Below are 17,051 nucleotides of genomic sequence, written 5' to 3' on the forward strand. Positions count from 1 at the left end.
TCCACGATCGTACGGGCCCTGAGTGTCGGTGCCGGATGCGAGAATTGTCTCAACCATGGCAGACACCGTTTCCTACCGCCCCAAGGCCGGGGAGATCCCCACCCAGCCCGGGGTGTACCGCTTCAAGGACGCGAAGGGCCGCGTGCTCTACGTCGGCAAGGCGAAGAACCTCCGCGCCCGGCTCAGCAACTACTTCGCGCCGCTCCGCAGCCTGCACGAGCGCACCCGCCGCATGGTGATGAGCGCGTCCGGGGTGGAGTGGACGGTCGTGAAGACCGACATTGAGTCGCTCCAGCTCGAGTACACCTGGATCAAGGAGTTCGATCCGCCGTTCAACGTCAAATTCCGCGACGACAAGACCTACCCCTTCCTCGCGATCACGCTGGGCGACGAGGCCCCGCGGGTGATGGTCACGCGCAATCACCGCATCAAGGGCGCCCGCTACTTCGGCCCGTACCCCAAGATCTGGGCCGTCCGCGACACGATCGACCTGATGATCAAGGCGTTCCCGATCCGCACCTGCTCCGACTCGAGCTACAAGCACGCGATGCAGGCCGGCCGACCCTGCTTCCCCGGCCAGATCGGGCGCTGCGGCGGCCCCTGCTCGGGCAAGGTCACGATCGAGGAGCACCGGGCCATCGTCGACGACTTCGTCGCGTTCATGGCCGGCGGCGACCGCCGCTTCGTCACCGCCGCGACGAAGAAGATGAAGGATGCGGCCGAGCGGCAGGACTACGAGGCCGCCGCCCGCTACCGCGACCAGCTCCAGGCCCTCGAGGCGGTGCTCGCGAAGAGCGCCGTGGTGCTCCGCGACAGCGTCGACGCCGACCTGTTCGGAATCGAGCACGACGAGCTGGCGGCCTCGGTGCAGCAGTTCATCGTCCGCGGCGGGCGCATCCGGGGTGAGCGGTCATGGACGGTCGACAAGGAGATCGACGTCGACACCGCCGAGCTGGTCGACTCGATCCTCCAGCAGGCCTACGACGGCGAGGTGCCCCCGAAGGAGATCCTGGTCCCGGCCCTGCCGGACGACACGGACGAGCTCGAGGCGTGGCTCGGCGAGCGGCGCAGCAGCGGCAAGGTCCACCTGCGGATGGCGCAGCGCGGCGAGAAGGCGGCGCTGATGAGCACCGCCACGATGAACGCCAAGAACAACCTGATGCTCTACAAGACCCGTCGCAGCTCGGACTTCGTGGCGCGCTCCCAGGCGCTCACCGACATCCAGGAGGCCCTCGGCATGACCGACGCGCCGCTCCGGATGGAGTGCTACGACGTCTCGCACCTGCAGGGCACGAACATCGTCGCCTCGATGGTCGTCTTCGAAGACGGCCTGGCGCGGAAGGATCAGTACCGCCGGTTCTCGATCGCCGACTCCACGGACGACACCGAGTCGATCTACCAGGTCATCACCCGACGCCTGGCCTACCTGAAGGACGACCCCGAGAGGGAGGCCGAAGCAGACGCCGCGGCCCGCGCCCAGGTCTTCGAGGCGGGGGAGGGCCCGGTCGAGCCCACCAAACGCAAGAAGTTCTCCTACCCGCCGAACCTCCTGATCGTCGACGGCGGCCAGCCCCAGGTCAACGCGGCCGCCCGTGCCCTCGAAGAATCCGGGGTGCAAGGCATCTTCCTCGCCGGGATCGCCAAGCGGCTCGAAGAGGTCTGGCTCCCCGACACCGACTACCCCGTCATCCTGCCGCGCGGCAGCGAGGCCCTGTTCATGATCCAGCGCATCCGCGACGAGGCCCACCGCTTCGCGATCACGCACCAGCGGTCCCGGCGCAAGCGCGACATCACCTCGGTCCTCACCGAGGTGCCGGGCCTCGGCCCGTCGCGCGTCCGCGAGCTGCTCCGTCACTTCGGGTCGGTCGCCGAACTCAAGAAGGCCGACACCGCCGCGATCGCCGAGGTCAAGGGCATCGGCCCTGTGCTGGCCGAGACCATCCGGAGCACCCTCTCACAGTGACTGGGTAGGCTAGAGCAACCGACCCGACTCACCACGAAAGCGTGCAATGACTCCCGAAACCCCTCAGCAGCAAGAAGTGCTGATCGTCACGGGCATGTCGGGTGCGGGGCGCTCCACGGTCGCCAACGCCCTCGAAGACCTGGGCTGGTACGTCGTCGACAACCTCCCGCCGCAGATGCTGAAGCCGCTCGTCGACCTGGCCGAGCGTGCCGGATCGACCCTGCCGCGCATCGCGGCGGTGGTGGATGTCCGGGGTCGCGACTTCTTCTCCGACCTGCAGGAGATCATCCAGGCCCTCCGCGGCGGCATCCAGCTCCGGGTCGTGTTCCTCGAGGCGACCGACCAGACGCTCGTGCGCCGGTTCGAGCAGGTGCGGCGCCCGCATCCGCTGCAGGGCAACGGTACGCTGCTCGACGGCATTGGCGCCGAGCGCTCGCGCCTCAGCCCGATCCGCGAGTCCAGCGACATCATCATCGACACCTCCGACCTCAACATCCACCAGCTGGCCACGGCGGTGCAGGAGAAGTTCTCCGGCGCCGACGCCGCGGGCGTGCAGGTGACGGTGATGAGCTTCGGCTTCAAGTACGGCGCCCCCACCGATGCCGACGGGATCGCCGACGCCCGCTTCCTGCCCAACCCGTTCTGGGTGCCCGAGCTGCGGGCGCATACCGGGCTGGATGCGGATGTCAGCGAGTACGTGCTCGGCCAGCCCGGCGCGCGCGAATTCGTGGATGCGTATGCCAAGGCCCTCGAGCCCGTGCTCGCCGGGTACCAGCGCGAGAACAAGCGTCACGCCACCATCGCCATCGGCTGCACGGGAGGCAAGCACCGCTCCGTCGCGATCGCGCGCGAGCTCGCCGAGCAGCTCGGCACCTTCCCGGGGGTCGTCGTCAGCGTCAAGCACCGCGACCTCGGCCGGGAATGACGGCGCCTCCCACGGCGCCCGGAACACACCACCACGTAGTAGAAGAAGTTAAGAAGGTTTCTCATTGGCTCTGACAGCCGACGTCAAAGACGAACTCGCCCGGGTCGTGGTCAGCAAGACCACCACGCGCGCCGCTGAGCTCGCCACCATCCTGCGATTCGCCGGCGGTCTGCACCTGATCTCGTCACGGATCGCGATCGAGGCCGAGCTCGACACCCCGGACATCGTCAAGCGCGTGCTGCGCGACCTCGCCGAGCTCTACGGCGTGAAAGGCGACGTCTCGATGATCGCCGCGTCCGGCGGGCGCCGCGAGGGCACGTACCTCGTCCGCATCCTCGACGGCGGCGAGACCCTCGCGCGCCAGACCGGTCTCCTGGATGCGCGCCGCCGCCCGATCCGCGGCCTCCCCAACCGGCTCACGACGGGTGGCCGCGACGACCTCGCCGCCGTCTGGCGCGGCGCCTTCCTCGCCGCCGGCTCGCTCACCGACCCCGGCCGCTCGGCGGCGCTGGAGATCACCTGCCCCGGCAACGAGGCGGCCATGGCGCTGGTCGGCGCCGCATCCCGTCTCGGCATCTCGACCAAGGCGCGCGAGGTGCGCGGTGTGCACCGCGTCGTCATCCGCGACGGCGAGGCGATCGCGGCCATGCTCTCGGCCATGGGTGCGGCGAAGACCGTGAAGACCTGGGAGGAGATGCGCCAGCGCCGCGAGGTGCGGGCCACCGCCAACCGCCTGGTCAACTTCGACGACGCGAACCTCCGCCGGTCGGCGCAGGCCGCCGTCGCCGCATGCGCGCGGGTCGAGCGGGCGATGGAGATCCTCGGCCCCGACATCCCCGAGCACCTGAAGTACGCCGGCGAGCTGCGCCTGGCGCACCGCGACTCGAGCCTGGACGAGCTCGGCCACCACGCCGACCCGCCCATGACGAAGGATGCCATCGCCGGCCGGATCCGCCGCCTCCTGGCGATGGCCGACAAGCAGGCCACCGACCTCGGCATCCCCGGCACGGAGGCCAACCTCCCGCCCGACCTCGACGACTGAGCGACGGCGAATCGCAATAGACTGAAAGGGTCACTCACAGCCGCCGCTCATCGGGTCGGCGGCCATACGAACGAGGAGATCATCACAATGGCTGAGTACACTCTGCCGGAACTGCCGTACGACTACGCCGCTCTCGAGCCGCACATCAGCGGCAAGATCATGCAGCTGCACCACGACAAGCACCACGCCACCTACGTGGCCGGCGCGAACACCGCGCTCGCCTCGCTCGCCGCTGCCCGTGAGGCCGGCGACCTCGCCAACGTGAACAAACTCGAGAAAGACCTGGCCTTCAACCTCGGCGGCCACGTCAACCACTCCGTCTTCTGGACGAACCTGACCCCCGACTCCCAGACCCCCGAGGGCGAGCTCGCCGCGGCGATCGACGACACCTTCGGCTCGTTCGAGAAGTTCCAGGCCCACTTCACCGCCGTCGCGCTCGGCGTGCAGGGCTCCGGCTGGGCCGTGCTCGGCTGGGACGTCATCGGCCGGCAGCTCACCGTCTTCCAGCTCTTCGACCAGCAGGGCAACGTGCCCTTCGGCGTCGTCCCGCTGTTCATGCTCGACGTCTGGGAGCACGCCTACTACCTCGACTACCTCAACGTCCGCGCCGACTACATCAAGGCGGTCTGGAACATCGCGAACTGGGCCAACGTCGCCCAGCGCTTCGAGGCGGCCCGCACGAAGACCGAAGGCCTCCTGATACTGTCATAGCGACTTCCGGATGCCGGGCCCGCCCGCTCAGGCAGGCCCGGCATCCTTCTCCACCGCGAACCACCACCCTGCCCACTCCGGGCCCCAGCAACAGGAGCAATCTGTGTCTGTAAAGATCGGCATCAACGGCTTCGGCCGAATCGGTCGCAACTTCTTCCGCGCCGCCCTCGCGAAGGGGAGTGACCTCGAGATCGTCGCGGTCAACGACCTGACCGACAACAAGGCGCTGGCCCACCTTCTCAAGTACGACTCCATCACGGGCCGTCTCGACGCCAAGGTGGAGCTCGACGGCGACAAGATCGTCGTCAACGGCAAGCCGATCATCGTGCTCGCCGAGCGCAACCCCGCCGACCTCCCCTGGGGCGAGCTGGGCGTCGACATCGTCATCGAGTCGACCGGCCGCTTCACCAAGTCCGAGGATGCGCGTGCGCACATCACCGCGGGCGCCAAGAAGGTCATCGTCTCGGCCCCGGCCACCGGCGCCGACGTCGCCACCCTGGTGCTCGGCGTGAACGAGGGCACCTACGACCCCCAGGTGCACGACATCATCTCGAACGCCTCCTGCACGACCAACTGCCTCGCGCCGCTGGCCAAGGTGCTGCTGGACAACTTCGGCATCGAGCGCGGCCTGATGACGACGGTCCACGCGTACACCGCCGACCAGAACCTGCAGGACGGCCCGCACAGCGACCTCCGCCGTGCCCGCGCCGCTGCGATCAACATCATCCCGACCTCGACCGGTGCCGCCAAGGCGCTGGGCCTGGTCATCCCCGAGCTGATCGGCAAGCTCGACGGCTACGCCCTCCGCGTGCCGGTCCCGACCGGTTCGATCACCGACCTCACCGTCGAGCTGACCAACCCGGCCACGGTCGAGCAGATCAACGAGGCCTACAAGAACGCCGCGAACGACGAGCTCAAGGGCATCCTCAGCTACACCGAGGACCCGATCGTCTCCAGCGACATCGTCTCCGACCCGCACTCCTCGATCTTCGACGCCGGCCTGACCAAGGTCATCGGCAACCAGGTCAAGGTCGCCTCGTGGTACGACAACGAGTGGGGCTACTCCAACCGTCTCGTCGACATCACCGAGTACGTCGCCGACCGGCTGTAAGAACCCGATTCCCCGCGGGTGGCGCCGTCGCAGCGATCTGCGGCGGCGCCACCCGCATCACCCGTTCTACCCGAAAGCGAATCCGATCCCGTGACGCTCCGCACCATCGACTCCCTCGGTTCCCTCGCCGGCAAGCGCGTCATCGTCCGATGTGATCTCAACGTCCCCGTGAAAGACGGGGTCATCACCGACGACGGACGCGTGCGCGCGAGCCTGCCGACCCTCACCGCCCTGCTCGAGCAGGGTGCCCGGGTCGTCGTGATCAGCCACCTCGGCCGGCCCGACGGCGCGCCTGACGCCAAGTACACGCTCGAGCCGGTGGCCACGCGCCTCGGCGAGCTGCTCGAGAAGCCGGTCGTGTTCGCGCACGACACGGTCGGGCAGTCGGCGACGGATGCGGTCGACGGGCTCGGAGACGGCCAGATCGCCCTGCTCGAGAACCTGCGCTTCAACGCCGGCGAGACGAGCAAGGACGAGGGGGAGCGCCGCGCGTTCGCCGATCAGCTCGCCGCATTGGGCGACGCCTTCGTGTCGGACGGATTCGGGGTCGTGCACCGCAAGCAGGCGAGCGTCTACGAGCTCGCCGAGATCCTCCCAAGCGCCGCGGGTCTGCTCATCCAGACCGAGCTCGAGGTGCTCGACCGGCTGACCGAGAACCCCGAGCGCCCCTACACGGTCGTGCTCGGCGGGTCGAAGGTCTCCGACAAGCTCGGCGTCATCGGCCACCTGCTGCCGAAGGTGAACACGCTGCTGATCGGCGGCGGGATGCTCTTCACCTTCCTCAAGGCGCAGGGCCACGCCGTCGGCGCGAGCCTCCTCGAGGAGGACCAGCTCGACACCGTCCGCGGCTACCTCACGAAGGCCGACGAGCTCGGCGTGCGGATCGTTCTGCCCACCGACATCGTCGTGGCCTCGAAGTTCGGCGCCGACGCCGAGGTGGCCGTCACGGCCGCCGACGCGATCGAGGAGACGCGCTTCGGCGCGAAGGGTCTGGGCCTCGACATCGGCCCCGACACCGCGGCGGCGTTCGCCGAGATCATCGCCGCCTCCAAGACGGTCTTCTGGAACGGCCCGATGGGCGTGTTCGAGCTGGAGCCGTTCGCGGCCGGCACGAAGGCCGTCGCCCAAGCACTCACCGAGGTGGACGGGCTCGGGGTGGTCGGCGGAGGAGACTCCGCCGCAGCCGTCCGCGCGCTCGGGTTCACCGACGACCAATTCGGTCACATCTCAACCGGAGGCGGTGCCAGTCTCGAATTCCTCGAGGGCAAGCGTCTCCCCGGCCTGGAGGTCCTCGGATGGTCCTGAAGCGCACGCCCCTGATCGCGGGCAACTGGAAGATGAACCTCGACCACCTGCAGGCCATCGCCTTCGTGCAGAAGCTCGCCTGGAGCCTGGACGACGCGAAGCACGACTACAACGACGTCGAGGTCGCGATCTTCCCCCCGTTCACCGACCTCCGTTCGGTGCAGACCCTCATCGCCGCCGACAAGCTCTCGATCGCCTACGGTGGTCAGGACATCTCGCAGCACGAGTCCGGCGCCTACACGGGTGAGATCTCGGGCCAATTCCTGGCCCGGCTCGACACCAAGTACGTCATCATCGGGCACTCCGAGCGGCGCACGCTGCACGGCGAGACCGACGCCGACGTCGCCGCCAAGACCAAGGCCGCGATCGCCAACGGCATCGTGCCGATCATCTGCGTGGGCGAGACCGCCGAGGATCTCGAGAAGCACGGCCAGAGCGCCGTGCCCGTGGCGCAGCTGAAGGTCGCCCTCGAAGGGCTCAAGAAGGGTGCCGACATCGTCGTCGCCTACGAGCCCGTCTGGGCGATCGGCTCCGGCCAGGCGGCGACGCCCGACCAGGCCGAGACCGTCGGCGCCGCCCTGCGGGCCGTCGTCGCGGAGTCGCTCGGTGACGACGCGGCCGCGGCCACGCGCATCCTCTACGGCGGCTCGGTGAAGTCGGGCAACATCGCCGGTTTCATGCGCGAGCCCAATGTCGACGGCGCCCTGGTGGGCGGTGCGAGCCTCGACATCGGCGAGTTCGCGAGCATCGTGCGCTACCAGAAGCACGTCGGAGTGTAGACTTACCTCTGGTCTTCGGGGGAGCGACCCGGCTCCCCGGCATGTGAAAGGCAAGCAGTGCAAATCCTTCAGGTCATCCTCCAGGTGGTGCTCGGTATCACGAGCCTGCTCTTGACCCTTCTCATCCTTCTCCACAAGGGCCGCGGCGGCGGGCTGTCCGACATGTTCGGCGGTGGCGTCACCTCGAACCTCGGGGCGTCGGGAGTTGCCGAGCGCAACCTCAACCGCATCACCGTGATCCTGGGCCTCGTCTGGGTCTCGAGCATCATCATCCTCGGACTCATCACGAAGTTCGAGACCGGCATCTGAATGTATTGTCGTCGGCGTCCTCGCCGCCGACGACAGCTCGACTGAGACGTTAGTAGCTCGACGAAGGAGAACGTACATGGCATCAGGAGGTAGCGCGATCCGAGGATCGCGTGTCGGAGCGGGCCCCATGGGCGAGCAGGATCGCGGCTTCCACGCCGAGCGCATCCAGGTCTCGTACTGGGACGCGCTGGGCAACGAGACGGTGCGGTACTTCGCGGCGAACCTGCCCGACGACGAGATCCCCGAGACGATCGACTGCCCCACCTCGGGGCTGCCGGCCGGTCGCGACAAGGAGAACCCGCCGTCGGTCGCCAAGCTCGAGCCCTACAAGACGCACCTCGCCTATGTGAAGGAGCGCCGCACCGAGCAGGAGGCGGCCCAGCTGCTCGAGGATGCTCTGCAGCAGCTGCGCGAGCGCCGCGGCACCGCAGCATCCTGATCAGCGAGATCGTCTGAAACCAAAAAGGGAAGCCCCACGATGATGTGAGGCTTCCCTTTTTGCATGCCCGGAGGACGACCACCCGAAGGCGGCCGCCCGGCGGGCGGCAAGAACTCAGTACGACGGCGCGATGAGCGACTCGGGGACTTCGGCCGCCGCTTCCTGGTCGACGAAGAACACCGTGCGCTTGCGCCCCTCGGCACCCGCGACCGGGACCTCGTCGATGCTCGCGCCCGCGAGGGCGAGACCGATCGCCGAGGCCTTGTCGGCACCGGCGAGCACCATCCAGATGCGGTCGGCCGACTGGATGACCGGCAGCGTGAGGGTGAGGCGCTCGGGCGGCGGCTTGGGGGAGTTGCGAACCGGGACGACCGTCGCATCCGTGATGCGGATCTCGTCGTGTCCCGGGAAGAGCGACGCGATGTGGCCGTCCGGCCCTACGCCCAGGAACATGATGTCGAAGCGCGGGTAGCCGGCCCCGGAGGGCGCGGCCGCCGCGAGCTCCTCGGCGTAGAGCACCGCAGCCTGGTCCAGGGCCACGCCCTCGTCGCTGGCCGGGAAGGGGTGAACCTTCGCCGGGTCGACGGGGACGTGGTCCAGGAGGGCTTCGCGCGCCTGCAGCTCGTTGCGATCCGCGTCGTCCTTCGGCACGAAGCGCTCGTCGCCCCACCAGAAGTGCAGGCGCGACCAGTCGATCGTGTGCGATGCGGCCGAGGTGCGGATCGCTGCCAGCACCGCACTGCCCATGGTGCCGCCGGTCAGCACGATGTGCGCCTCGTCGAACTCGTCGAGGATGTCGATCACCTTCGTGATGAACCGGGCGGCGACCGAACCGGCCAGCGCCTCCTTGTCGGGTGAGACGAGTACGCGGCGGTCAGTTGTCATGGGTGCGGTATACCTTCCGGCGGTCAGATCGCGTCGGGGACGCTGGCCTCGTTCGTCTCCAGGAGCTCGGCGAGCCCCCGGGAGATCACTTCACCATACAGGTCGTCGGGATCGAGTCGGCGCAGCTCCTCGGCCAGGCAGTCGCGCAGGTTGCGGCGCGGCAGCGAGAGGTCGTGGGTGGGCTGGTTCGGCTGGCTCAGGCGGGCCACATTCGGCACCTCGCGGACCAGTTCGATCGGTCCGTCCGACCGGGTGAGGATCACGCCGTGGATGCCGCTGGATCCGGTCGCGCGCGACAGCAGCCCGTACTTGACCGGCACCTGCAGCTGCAGGCGGAGCCACGCGGCGAGCAGCAGCGTCGACGGCGAATCGGATGCGCCCGACACCTCGATGCCGGTGACCGGCTCGTAGGGCGGCTGGTCGAGCACCGCGGCGAGCTGGGCACGCCACAGGGTGAGCCGGGTCCAGGCGAAGTCGGTGTCGCCCGGGGCATAGCTCTTGGCGCGGCTCAGCAGCGCTTCGTAGGGATTCACCTGGTTCGAGGAATCAGTGATCCTGCGGGTGGCGATGCGGCCCAGGCTCGAGGCCGAGACGTTCTCGGGGGCCTTTCCGGGCCACCAGACGACGACCGGGGCATCCGAGAGCAGAAGCCCGGTGACGAGCCCTTCCTGGTCGCTCGCGGCGGCGCCGTAGGCGCGAAGCACCACGACCTCGCTCGCGCCGGCGTCGCCGCCGACCCGGATCTGGGCGTCCAGGCGCGCACCGCGCCCGGTGTCCAGACCGCTGTCCTCGTGGTCGGTCGAGACCACGAGCACGCGCATCGGGTGTTCGCGGGAGGCGTCGTTGGCCGCCTCGATCGCGTCTTCTTCTTCTCCGAGCGAGGTCACGATGACGAGCGTGAGAACGCGGCCGAGGGCGACGGCGCCGCCCTCTTCGCGGATCTTCACGAGCGACTTCGAGATCTTGCTCGTGGTGGTGTCGGGCAGATCGACGATCACGGGCGTCTCCAAGTTCTTCCATCACGGGCGAGCAGTTCGTCGGCCGAGCTCGGTCCCCAGGTTCCGGGGCGGTACTGTTCGGGCTGACCCTGGGTCGCCCAGTAGTCCTCGATCGGGTCGAGGATCATCCAGGAGAGCTCGACCTCCTTTTGGCGGGGGAACAGCGGCGGGTCGCCGAGCAGCACGTCGAGGATGAGCCGCTCGTAGGCCTCGGGGCTCGCCTCGGTGAAGGCGTGGCCGTAGCCGAAGTCCATGGTCACGTCGCGCACCTGCATCCCGGCGCCCGGGACCTTCGAGCCGAACCGGATGGTCACACCCTCGTCAGGCTGCACCCGGATCACCAGGGCGTTCTGCCCGAGCTCAGAGGTCTGGCTCTCGGCGAAGAGGTACTGCGGTGCTCGCTTGAACACCACCGCGATCTCGGTCACCCGGCGGCCGAGACGCTTGCCCGCCCGCAGGTAGAACGGCACGCCCGACCAGCGGCGGGTACCGATGTCGAGCTTCACGGCCGCGTAGGTCTCGGTGGTGGACTGCGGGTTCATGCCGTCCTCCTCGAGGAAGCCGAGCACCTTCTCGCCGCCCTGCCAGCCGCCGGAGTACTGTCCCCGGGCGGTGACCTTGCTCAGGTCGGCCGGCAGCTTGACCGCGGCCAGCACCTTCTCCTTCTCGGCGCGCAGGTCGGCCGCGTCGAAGGAGATGGGCTCCTCCATCGCGGTCAGCGCCAGCAGCTGGAGGAGGTGGTTCTGGATGACGTCGCGGGCCGCGCCGATGCCGTCGTAGTAGCCGGCACGACCGCCGACGCCGATGTCCTCGGCCATGGTGATCTGCACGTGGTCGACGTAGTTGGCGTTCCAGATGGGCTCGTAGAGCTGGTTCGCGAAGCGGAGGGCCAGGATGTTCTGGACCGTCTCCTTGCCGAGGTAGTGGTCGATGCGGAACACCGAGTCCGGCGGGAAGACCGACTCGACCACGTCGTTCAGCTCGCGCGCCGTGGTGAGGTCGCTGCCGAACGGCTTCTCGATCACGACGCGGCGCCAGTAGTCGTCCGACTGGTCGGCGAGCCCCGAGCGGCGCAGCTGCTCGGTGACGAGCGGGAACGCCTTCGGCGGGATCGACAGGTAGAAGGCGTAGTTGCCCATGGTGCCGCGGTCGCGGTCGAGCTCGTCGATGGTCGACTTGAGCTGCTCGAAGGCGTTGTCGTCGTCGAACTCGCCCGAGACGAAGCGGATGCCCTCGGACAGCTGGCGCCACACGTCCTCATCGAACGGGGTGCGGGAGTGCTCCTTCACGGAGTCGTGGACGACCCGCTCGAAGTCCTGGTCCTCCCAATCGCGCCGGGCGAACCCGACGAGGGAGAAACCGGGCGGCAGGAGCCCCCGGCTGGCGAGGTCGTACACGGCCGGCATCAGCTTCTTCCGCGACAGGTCGCCGGTGACACCGAAGATGACGAGGCCCGAGGGCCCCGCGATCCGGTTCAGCCGGCGATCGGTGGGAAGCCTGAGCGGGTTGTACTCCGGCGTTATCTCAACGGGAGGCAATCGAACTCCTTGTTTCGTGCTCGGGATGGCGGACGGCCCGTCAGCGCAGTGCGCTGAGCAGGGCCGGTACGTCGGCCGTGGCGTCGGTCAGATTGAGGCGGAGGACAGGACGACCGTGCTCGGCCAGGACCCCGGCGTCGCCGGCGGCCTGCGCCTGGATGAGCTGGCCGAACGTGAACGGGCGGCCCGGGATGTCCAGGTCGTCCTTCGTGTCGGCCGTGATCTGCAGGAACACCCCGGTGGCCGGGCCGCCCTTGTGGTACTGCCCGGTGGAGTGGAGGAACCGCGGGCCCCAGCCGAAGGTCACCGGCCGGTGCGAGCGGAGCGCGAGGAGGTCGCGGAGTTCCGCGAGCTCGGGCGACTCCAGGCGGTCGACGTACGCCATGACCGCCACGTAGCCGCCCTCGGGCAGCTGGGCGAGCAGGGCGTCCACGGCGCCGGCGATGGTGCCTGTGCCGGTCAGTGCGGCGGAATCGGACCGGACCTCGATGCCGCCCTCGACGAAGGCCGGCGCCGTGGTGGCGGGACGCTCCTCGAGGAGACCCCGCGCCGCGACCTTGGCCGACTCGACGTCGGGCTGGTCGAAGGGGTCGATGCCGAGGAGGCGCCCGGCGACCGCGATCGCGTACTCCCAGGTGAGCAGGAGGGCGCCGAGCGATCCGCTGATCAGGATCTCTCCGGGGTGCCGCTCGCGCAGGTGGAACTCGTTCGCGTTGGCGACGAGCCGCACGATCTGCACGTCGGGGAGCTGCTCGGAGAGCTCGGGGGAGTCGACGTCGAGGACGACGGGGAGAAGTCCCTTGCCGTCCTTCCCGGTCGACTCGGCGATCAGCTGCTCGGCCCAGTCCGCGAAGCCGACGACATGGGTGCCGTCCGCGACGATGCCGGTCTTGTCCCGCAGGGGAGACGTTCCGGCCAGGGCCGCGCCGAGGATGAGGCCGAAGTTCTCGGACCCGTCCTCGGCGAGGTTGAGCGAGATCGCCTCGGCCTCGTCGAGCAGTTCGTCGATCGCCGCGCCCGCGAGCCCGGAGGGCACGAGGCCGAACGCTGTGAGGGCCGAGTACCGGCCCCCGACGTTCGGGTCGGCGAGGAACACGCGGTAGCCGGCCTCGTTCGCCTCCTGCTCGAGCGGGGAGCCCGGGTCGGTGACGATGACGATCCGCTCGGCCGGGTCGATGCCGGCGTCTCGGAAGGCCTGCTCGTAGGCCCGTCGCTGGCTGTCGGTCTCGAGCGTTCCGCCCGACTTCGACGAGGCGACGAGGACGGTGCTCGACAGACGGTCCGCGATCGCGGCGCGGATCTGCTCCGGCGCCGTCGAGTCGAGGATCGTCAGCTCCACGCCCAGGGTCTTCGTGATGACCTCGGGGGCCAGCGACGAACCGCCCATGCCCGCGAGCACGACGTGGTCCAGGCCCGCGGCGAGGAACTCCTCACGGAGCGCCTCGATCCGGGGGACGAGGGGCCGCGAGATCGCGACCGCCTCGGTCCAGCCGAGCCGCTTCGAGGCCTCCGGCTCGGCCTCAGGACCCCAGAGGGCCGGGTCGAGACCCGTGATGCCCGACGCGACCAGGTCGGAGACCAATCGCGGGACGTGGGTCTCGACCGCGGTCTTCGCGTCGCCCGAGACGTGGATGGCGACGGTCATTTGGCGGCTTCCAGCGCCTTCGTGACGGTGTCCAGGAGCTCGTTCCAGGACACGATGAACTTCTCGACGCCCTCCTTCTCGAGGAGTTCGGTGACCTCGGCGTACGAGATGCCCAGGTCGCCGATCGCGTCGAGCACCTTGTTCGCCTCGGCGTAGGAGTGGGCGATGGTGTCGCCCTTCACCACACCGTGGTCGGCGAGGGCGTCGAGCGTCTTCTCGGGCATCGTGTTGACCACCGAGGGGGCGGCCAGCTCGACGACGTAGGTGGTGTCGGGGACCGAGGGATCCTTCACACCGGTCGAGGCCCAGAGCGGACGCTGCGTGTTCGCGCCGGCCTCGAGCAGCAGCAGGGCGCGCTCGGTGGCGAACGCCTGGGTCCACACCTCGTAGGCGAGCTGGGCGTTGGCGACGCCGGCCTTGCTCTTGAGCGCGAGGGCCTCGTCGGTGCCGATCGCCTCGAGTCGCTTGTCGATCTCGGTGTCGACGCGCGACACGAAGAACGAGGCGACCGAGTGGATCTTCGACAGGTCGTGGCCGGCCTCCTTGGCCTTCTCGAGGCCGGAGAGGTAGGCGTTGATGACGTCGCGGTAGCGCTCGAGCGAGAAGATCAGCGTGACGTTGACCGAGATGCCCGCGGCGATCGTCTCGGTGATCGCCTCGAGTCCCTCGACGGTCGCGGGGATCTTGATCAGGACGTTCTCGCGGTCGACCTTCTCGAACAGGGCCTTGGCCTGCTCGATGGTGCCCTGCGCGTCGTGCGCCAGGCCCGGCTCGACCTCGATCGACACGCGGCCGTCGAAGCCCTTGGTGGTGTCGTAGATCGGCTTGAAGATGTCGCTCGCGGCGGCGACGTCGTCGGTGGTGATCTCGAAGACGGCGCTCGTCACATCCGTGCCGGCGGCGGCGAGCGTCTTGACCTGCTCGTCGTAGGACTCGCCCTTGGCGAGGGCTGCGGCGAAGATCGTCGGGTTGGTGGTCACGCCGACGACGTTCTTCTCGTCGATCAGCTTCTGCAGTCCGCCGGACGAGATGCGCTCGCGCGACAGGTCGTCGAGCCAGATGCTGACGCCGACGTCGGAGAGCTGCTGGGTGGGCTTGGATTCGGTCATTTTCTGATATCTCCTAAGTGCTGGTTCTCTAGTGTTCTCGAGCGCGGGTGCAGCCGGACTAGAGGGCGGCCAGCGAGGTCTTCGCCGCTTCGACGGCGGCTTCGGTGGTGATGCCGAACTCGCGGAACAGCGTCTTGTAGTCGGCCGAGGCACCGAAGTGCTCGATCGAGACGCTGCGGCCGGCGTCGCCGACGTAGCCGCGCCAGCCGAGGCCGATTCCGGCCTCGATCGACACGCGGGCCTTGACGGCGGCGGGGAGCACCGACTCCTTGTACTCGGCCGACTGCTCCTCGAACCACTCGAGCGAGGGAGCCGAGACGACGCGGGCGTTGATGCCCTCGCCCTTCAGGATCTCGCGGGCCTCGACGGCCAGCTGGACCTCGGAGCCGGTCGCGATGAAGATCACGTCGGGCGTTCCGTTCGGCGCCTCGGCGAGCACGTACGCGCCCTTGGAGGTGTTGGCGGCCGAGGCGAAGACCTCGCCGGTGGCCTCGCCCTCGCCGCGCTCGAACACCGGGATGTTCTGGCGGGTCAGCGCGATGCCGGCCGGGTTGTGGCGGCGGTTCAGGATCTCGAGCCAGGCGTAGGCCACCTCGTTCGCGTCGGCGGGACGGACGACGTCCAGTCCCGGGATGGCGCGGAGCGCGGTGAGCTGCTCGATCGGCTGGTGCGTCGGGCCGTCCTCGCCGAGGGCGACCGAGTCGTGCGTCCAGACGAAGACCGAGGGGACCTTCATCAGGGCCGCGAGACGCACGGCGGGACGCATGTAGTCCGAGAAGATCAGGAAGGTGCCGCCGAAGGGGCGGGTCTTCCCGTGCAGCACGATGCCGTTGAGGATCGCACCCATGGCGTGCTCGCGGATGCCGAAGTGCAGCACGCGGCCGTAGGGGTTCCCTGTCCACTCGTGGGTCGAGTGCTCGGTGGGCACGAAGGACGCGCCGGACTCGATCGTGGTGTTGTTCGACTCCGCGAGGTCGGCCGAACCGCCCCAGAACTCCGGCAGCACCTCGGCCAGGGCGTTGATGACCTTGCCGGAGGCGGCACGGGTCGACACGTCCTTCCCGGGCTCGAAGACCGGGAGCGAGGACACGATGTCGGCGGGCAGCTCGCCGGCCTCGAGCCGGTCCAGGAGCGCCTTCTTGTCGGGGTTGGCGGCGGCCCAGGCGTCGAAGCCCTCGCGCCACTCGGCGTGCGCCTCGGCACCGCGGGCGACGAGGCCCCTGGTGTGCTCGAGGACGGCGTCGGAGACCTCGAAGTGCTGCTCGGGGTCGGCCCCGAGCACCTCCTTCAGGCCCTTGAGCTCGTCGGCGCCGAGAGCGGAGCCGTGGATCTTGCCGGTGTTCTGCTTCTTGGGCGAGGGCCAGCCGATGATCGTCTTGAGGATGATCAGCGAGGGCTTCGAGGTCTCCGCCTTCGCGGCCTCGATCGCGTCGAAGAGCGCCTGCACGTCTTCGACGTACTGGCCCGTCTTCTTCCAGTCCACGACCTGCACGTGCCAGTGGTACGCCTCGTAGCGTGCCTTGACGTCTTCCGTGAAGGCGATGTTCGTGTCGTCCTCGATCGAGATCTGGTTGGAGTCGTAGATCGCGATCAGGTTGCCGAGCTGCTGGTGGCCGGCGAGCGAGGAGGCCTCGCTCGTGATGCCCTCCTCCATGTCGCCGTCTCCGGCGATCACGTAGGTGTAGTGGTCGAAGGGGCTGGTGCCCGCCTCGGCCTCGGGGTCGAACAGGCCGCGCTCGAAGCGCTGCGCGTAGGCGAAGCCCACGGAGGAGGACAGGCCCTGGCCGAGCGGCCCGGTCGTGATCTCGACTCCGTCGGTGTGTCCGTACTCGGGGTGGCCGGGCGTCAGCGAACCCCAGGTGCGGAGCGCCTTGAGGTCGTCGAGCTCGAGGCCGAAGCCGCCGAGGTAGAGCTGGATGTACTGGGTGAGCGAGGAGTGGCCCACCGAGAGGATGAAGCGGTCGCGCCCGAGCCAGTGCTGGTCGGACGGGTCTTTGCGCATGACCTTCTGAAACAGCAGGTAGGCCGCCGGCGCGAGACTGATCGCGGTTCCCGGGTGGCCGTTGCCGACCTTCTCCACGGCGTCGGCCGCGAGGATCTTGGCTGTCTTTACTGCTTCGTCGTCAATGGGTTCCCATTGGAGTGTCGCCACGAGGTGTTGGACCCTTCTGATTGCGAACCCGTCAGCGGGTTCCGGTGGTGGTGCGGGACAGACTGAAAGGATGATCGTCACCACGTCTGCGTCGCACTGCAATTATATGGATGCGGACGGCTCCTCCGCCCGGATCGAAT

15 protein-coding genes are annotated in these 17,051 nt (G+C 68.7%); 9 read left to right on the forward strand and 6 right to left on the reverse strand.

Annotated elements, in window-relative coordinates; all coding sequences use genetic code 11:
* Window positions 1–55: 55 nt before the first annotated feature.
* From uvrC to HSO01S_RS01405, 9 genes are all read left to right on the forward strand, one after another.
* The gene (gene uvrC / locus HSO01S_RS01365; protein WP_066038779.1) at window positions 56–1,963 is read left to right on the forward strand and encodes an excinuclease ABC subunit UvrC; all 1,908 of its coding nucleotides are present in this window, start codon (window positions 56–58) and stop codon (window positions 1,961–1,963) included.
* A 46-nt stretch (window positions 1,964–2,009) separates the two neighbouring features.
* On the forward strand, window positions 2,010–2,888 hold the full coding sequence (gene rapZ / locus HSO01S_RS01370) for an RNase adapter RapZ (protein ID WP_066038780.1): 879 nt from the start codon (window positions 2,010–2,012) through the stop codon (window positions 2,886–2,888).
* A 64-nt stretch (window positions 2,889–2,952) separates the two neighbouring features.
* Complete coding sequence (gene whiA, locus HSO01S_RS01375; RefSeq protein WP_066038781.1) at window positions 2,953–3,930, forward strand: DNA-binding protein WhiA; 978 nt, start codon at window positions 2,953–2,955, stop codon at window positions 3,928–3,930.
* 87 nt (window positions 3,931–4,017) lie between these two features.
* A complete protein-coding gene (locus HSO01S_RS01380) occupies window positions 4,018–4,641 on the forward strand; it encodes a superoxide dismutase (RefSeq protein ID WP_066038782.1) in 624 nt (207 codons plus the stop codon).
* 103 nt (window positions 4,642–4,744) lie between these two features.
* The gene (gap, locus tag HSO01S_RS01385; RefSeq protein ID WP_066038783.1) at window positions 4,745–5,752 is read left to right on the forward strand and encodes a type I glyceraldehyde-3-phosphate dehydrogenase; all 1,008 of its coding nucleotides are present in this window, start codon (window positions 4,745–4,747) and stop codon (window positions 5,750–5,752) included.
* A 90-nt stretch (window positions 5,753–5,842) separates the two neighbouring features.
* Window positions 5,843–7,057 (forward strand): phosphoglycerate kinase, encoded by a 1,215-nt coding sequence (locus HSO01S_RS01390; RefSeq protein WP_066038784.1) that lies wholly within the window; start codon window positions 5,843–5,845, stop codon window positions 7,055–7,057.
* A complete protein-coding gene (gene tpiA, locus HSO01S_RS01395; RefSeq protein WP_066038785.1) occupies window positions 7,048–7,836 on the forward strand; it encodes a triose-phosphate isomerase in 789 nt (262 codons plus the stop codon). The genes HSO01S_RS01390 and tpiA overlap by 10 nt, the downstream gene beginning before the upstream one ends.
* A 57-nt stretch (window positions 7,837–7,893) precedes the next feature.
* Window positions 7,894–8,145 (forward strand): preprotein translocase subunit SecG, encoded by a 252-nt coding sequence (gene secG, locus HSO01S_RS01400; RefSeq protein ID WP_066038786.1) that lies wholly within the window; start codon window positions 7,894–7,896, stop codon window positions 8,143–8,145.
* Window positions 8,146–8,221: 76 nt separating this feature from the next.
* Entirely contained in the window at window positions 8,222–8,584 is a 363-nt protein-coding gene (locus HSO01S_RS01405; protein WP_066038787.1) for an RNA polymerase-binding protein RbpA, read from the forward strand.
* A gap of 114 nt (window positions 8,585–8,698) precedes the next feature.
* On the opposite strand, the gene pgl is transcribed toward HSO01S_RS01405, so the two are convergent.
* Genes pgl through tkt form a run of 6 tightly spaced genes read right to left on the reverse strand, consistent with a single transcriptional unit; the run spans window position 8,699 to window position 16,911 of the window.
* Window positions 8,699–9,469: a 6-phosphogluconolactonase gene (gene pgl, locus HSO01S_RS01410; protein WP_066038788.1), complete on the reverse strand. Its 771-nt coding sequence runs from the start codon at window positions 9,467–9,469 to the stop codon at window positions 8,699–8,701.
* 23 nt (window positions 9,470–9,492) lie between these two features.
* Window positions 9,493–10,467 carry a glucose-6-phosphate dehydrogenase assembly protein OpcA gene (locus HSO01S_RS01415; protein ID WP_066038789.1) on the reverse strand — a complete coding sequence of 325 codons (975 nt, stop codon included), beginning with the start codon at window positions 10,465–10,467 and terminating at the stop codon, window positions 9,493–9,495.
* Entirely contained in the window at window positions 10,464–12,005 is a 1,542-nt protein-coding gene (gene zwf / locus HSO01S_RS01420; RefSeq protein ID WP_066038790.1) for a glucose-6-phosphate dehydrogenase, read from the reverse strand. The genes HSO01S_RS01415 and zwf overlap by 4 nt, the downstream gene beginning before the upstream one ends.
* A gap of 40 nt (window positions 12,006–12,045) precedes the next feature.
* Window positions 12,046–13,650, reverse strand: a complete 1,605-nt coding sequence (locus tag HSO01S_RS01425; RefSeq protein ID WP_066038791.1) for a hypothetical protein — start codon at window positions 13,648–13,650, stop codon at window positions 12,046–12,048.
* Entirely contained in the window at window positions 13,647–14,759 is a 1,113-nt protein-coding gene (gene tal, locus HSO01S_RS01430; protein ID WP_066038792.1) for a transaldolase, read from the reverse strand. The genes HSO01S_RS01425 and tal overlap by 4 nt, the downstream gene beginning before the upstream one ends.
* A gap of 58 nt (window positions 14,760–14,817) precedes the next feature.
* A complete protein-coding gene (gene tkt, locus HSO01S_RS01435; RefSeq protein WP_066038793.1) occupies window positions 14,818–16,911 on the reverse strand; it encodes a transketolase in 2,094 nt (697 codons plus the stop codon).
* Window positions 16,912–17,051: the final 140 nt, after the last annotated feature.

This window comes from Herbiconiux solani NBRC 106740 (assembly GCF_001571005.1).
In the GTDB taxonomy this organism is placed as follows: Bacteria; Actinomycetota; Actinomycetes; order Actinomycetales; family Microbacteriaceae; genus Herbiconiux; species Herbiconiux solani.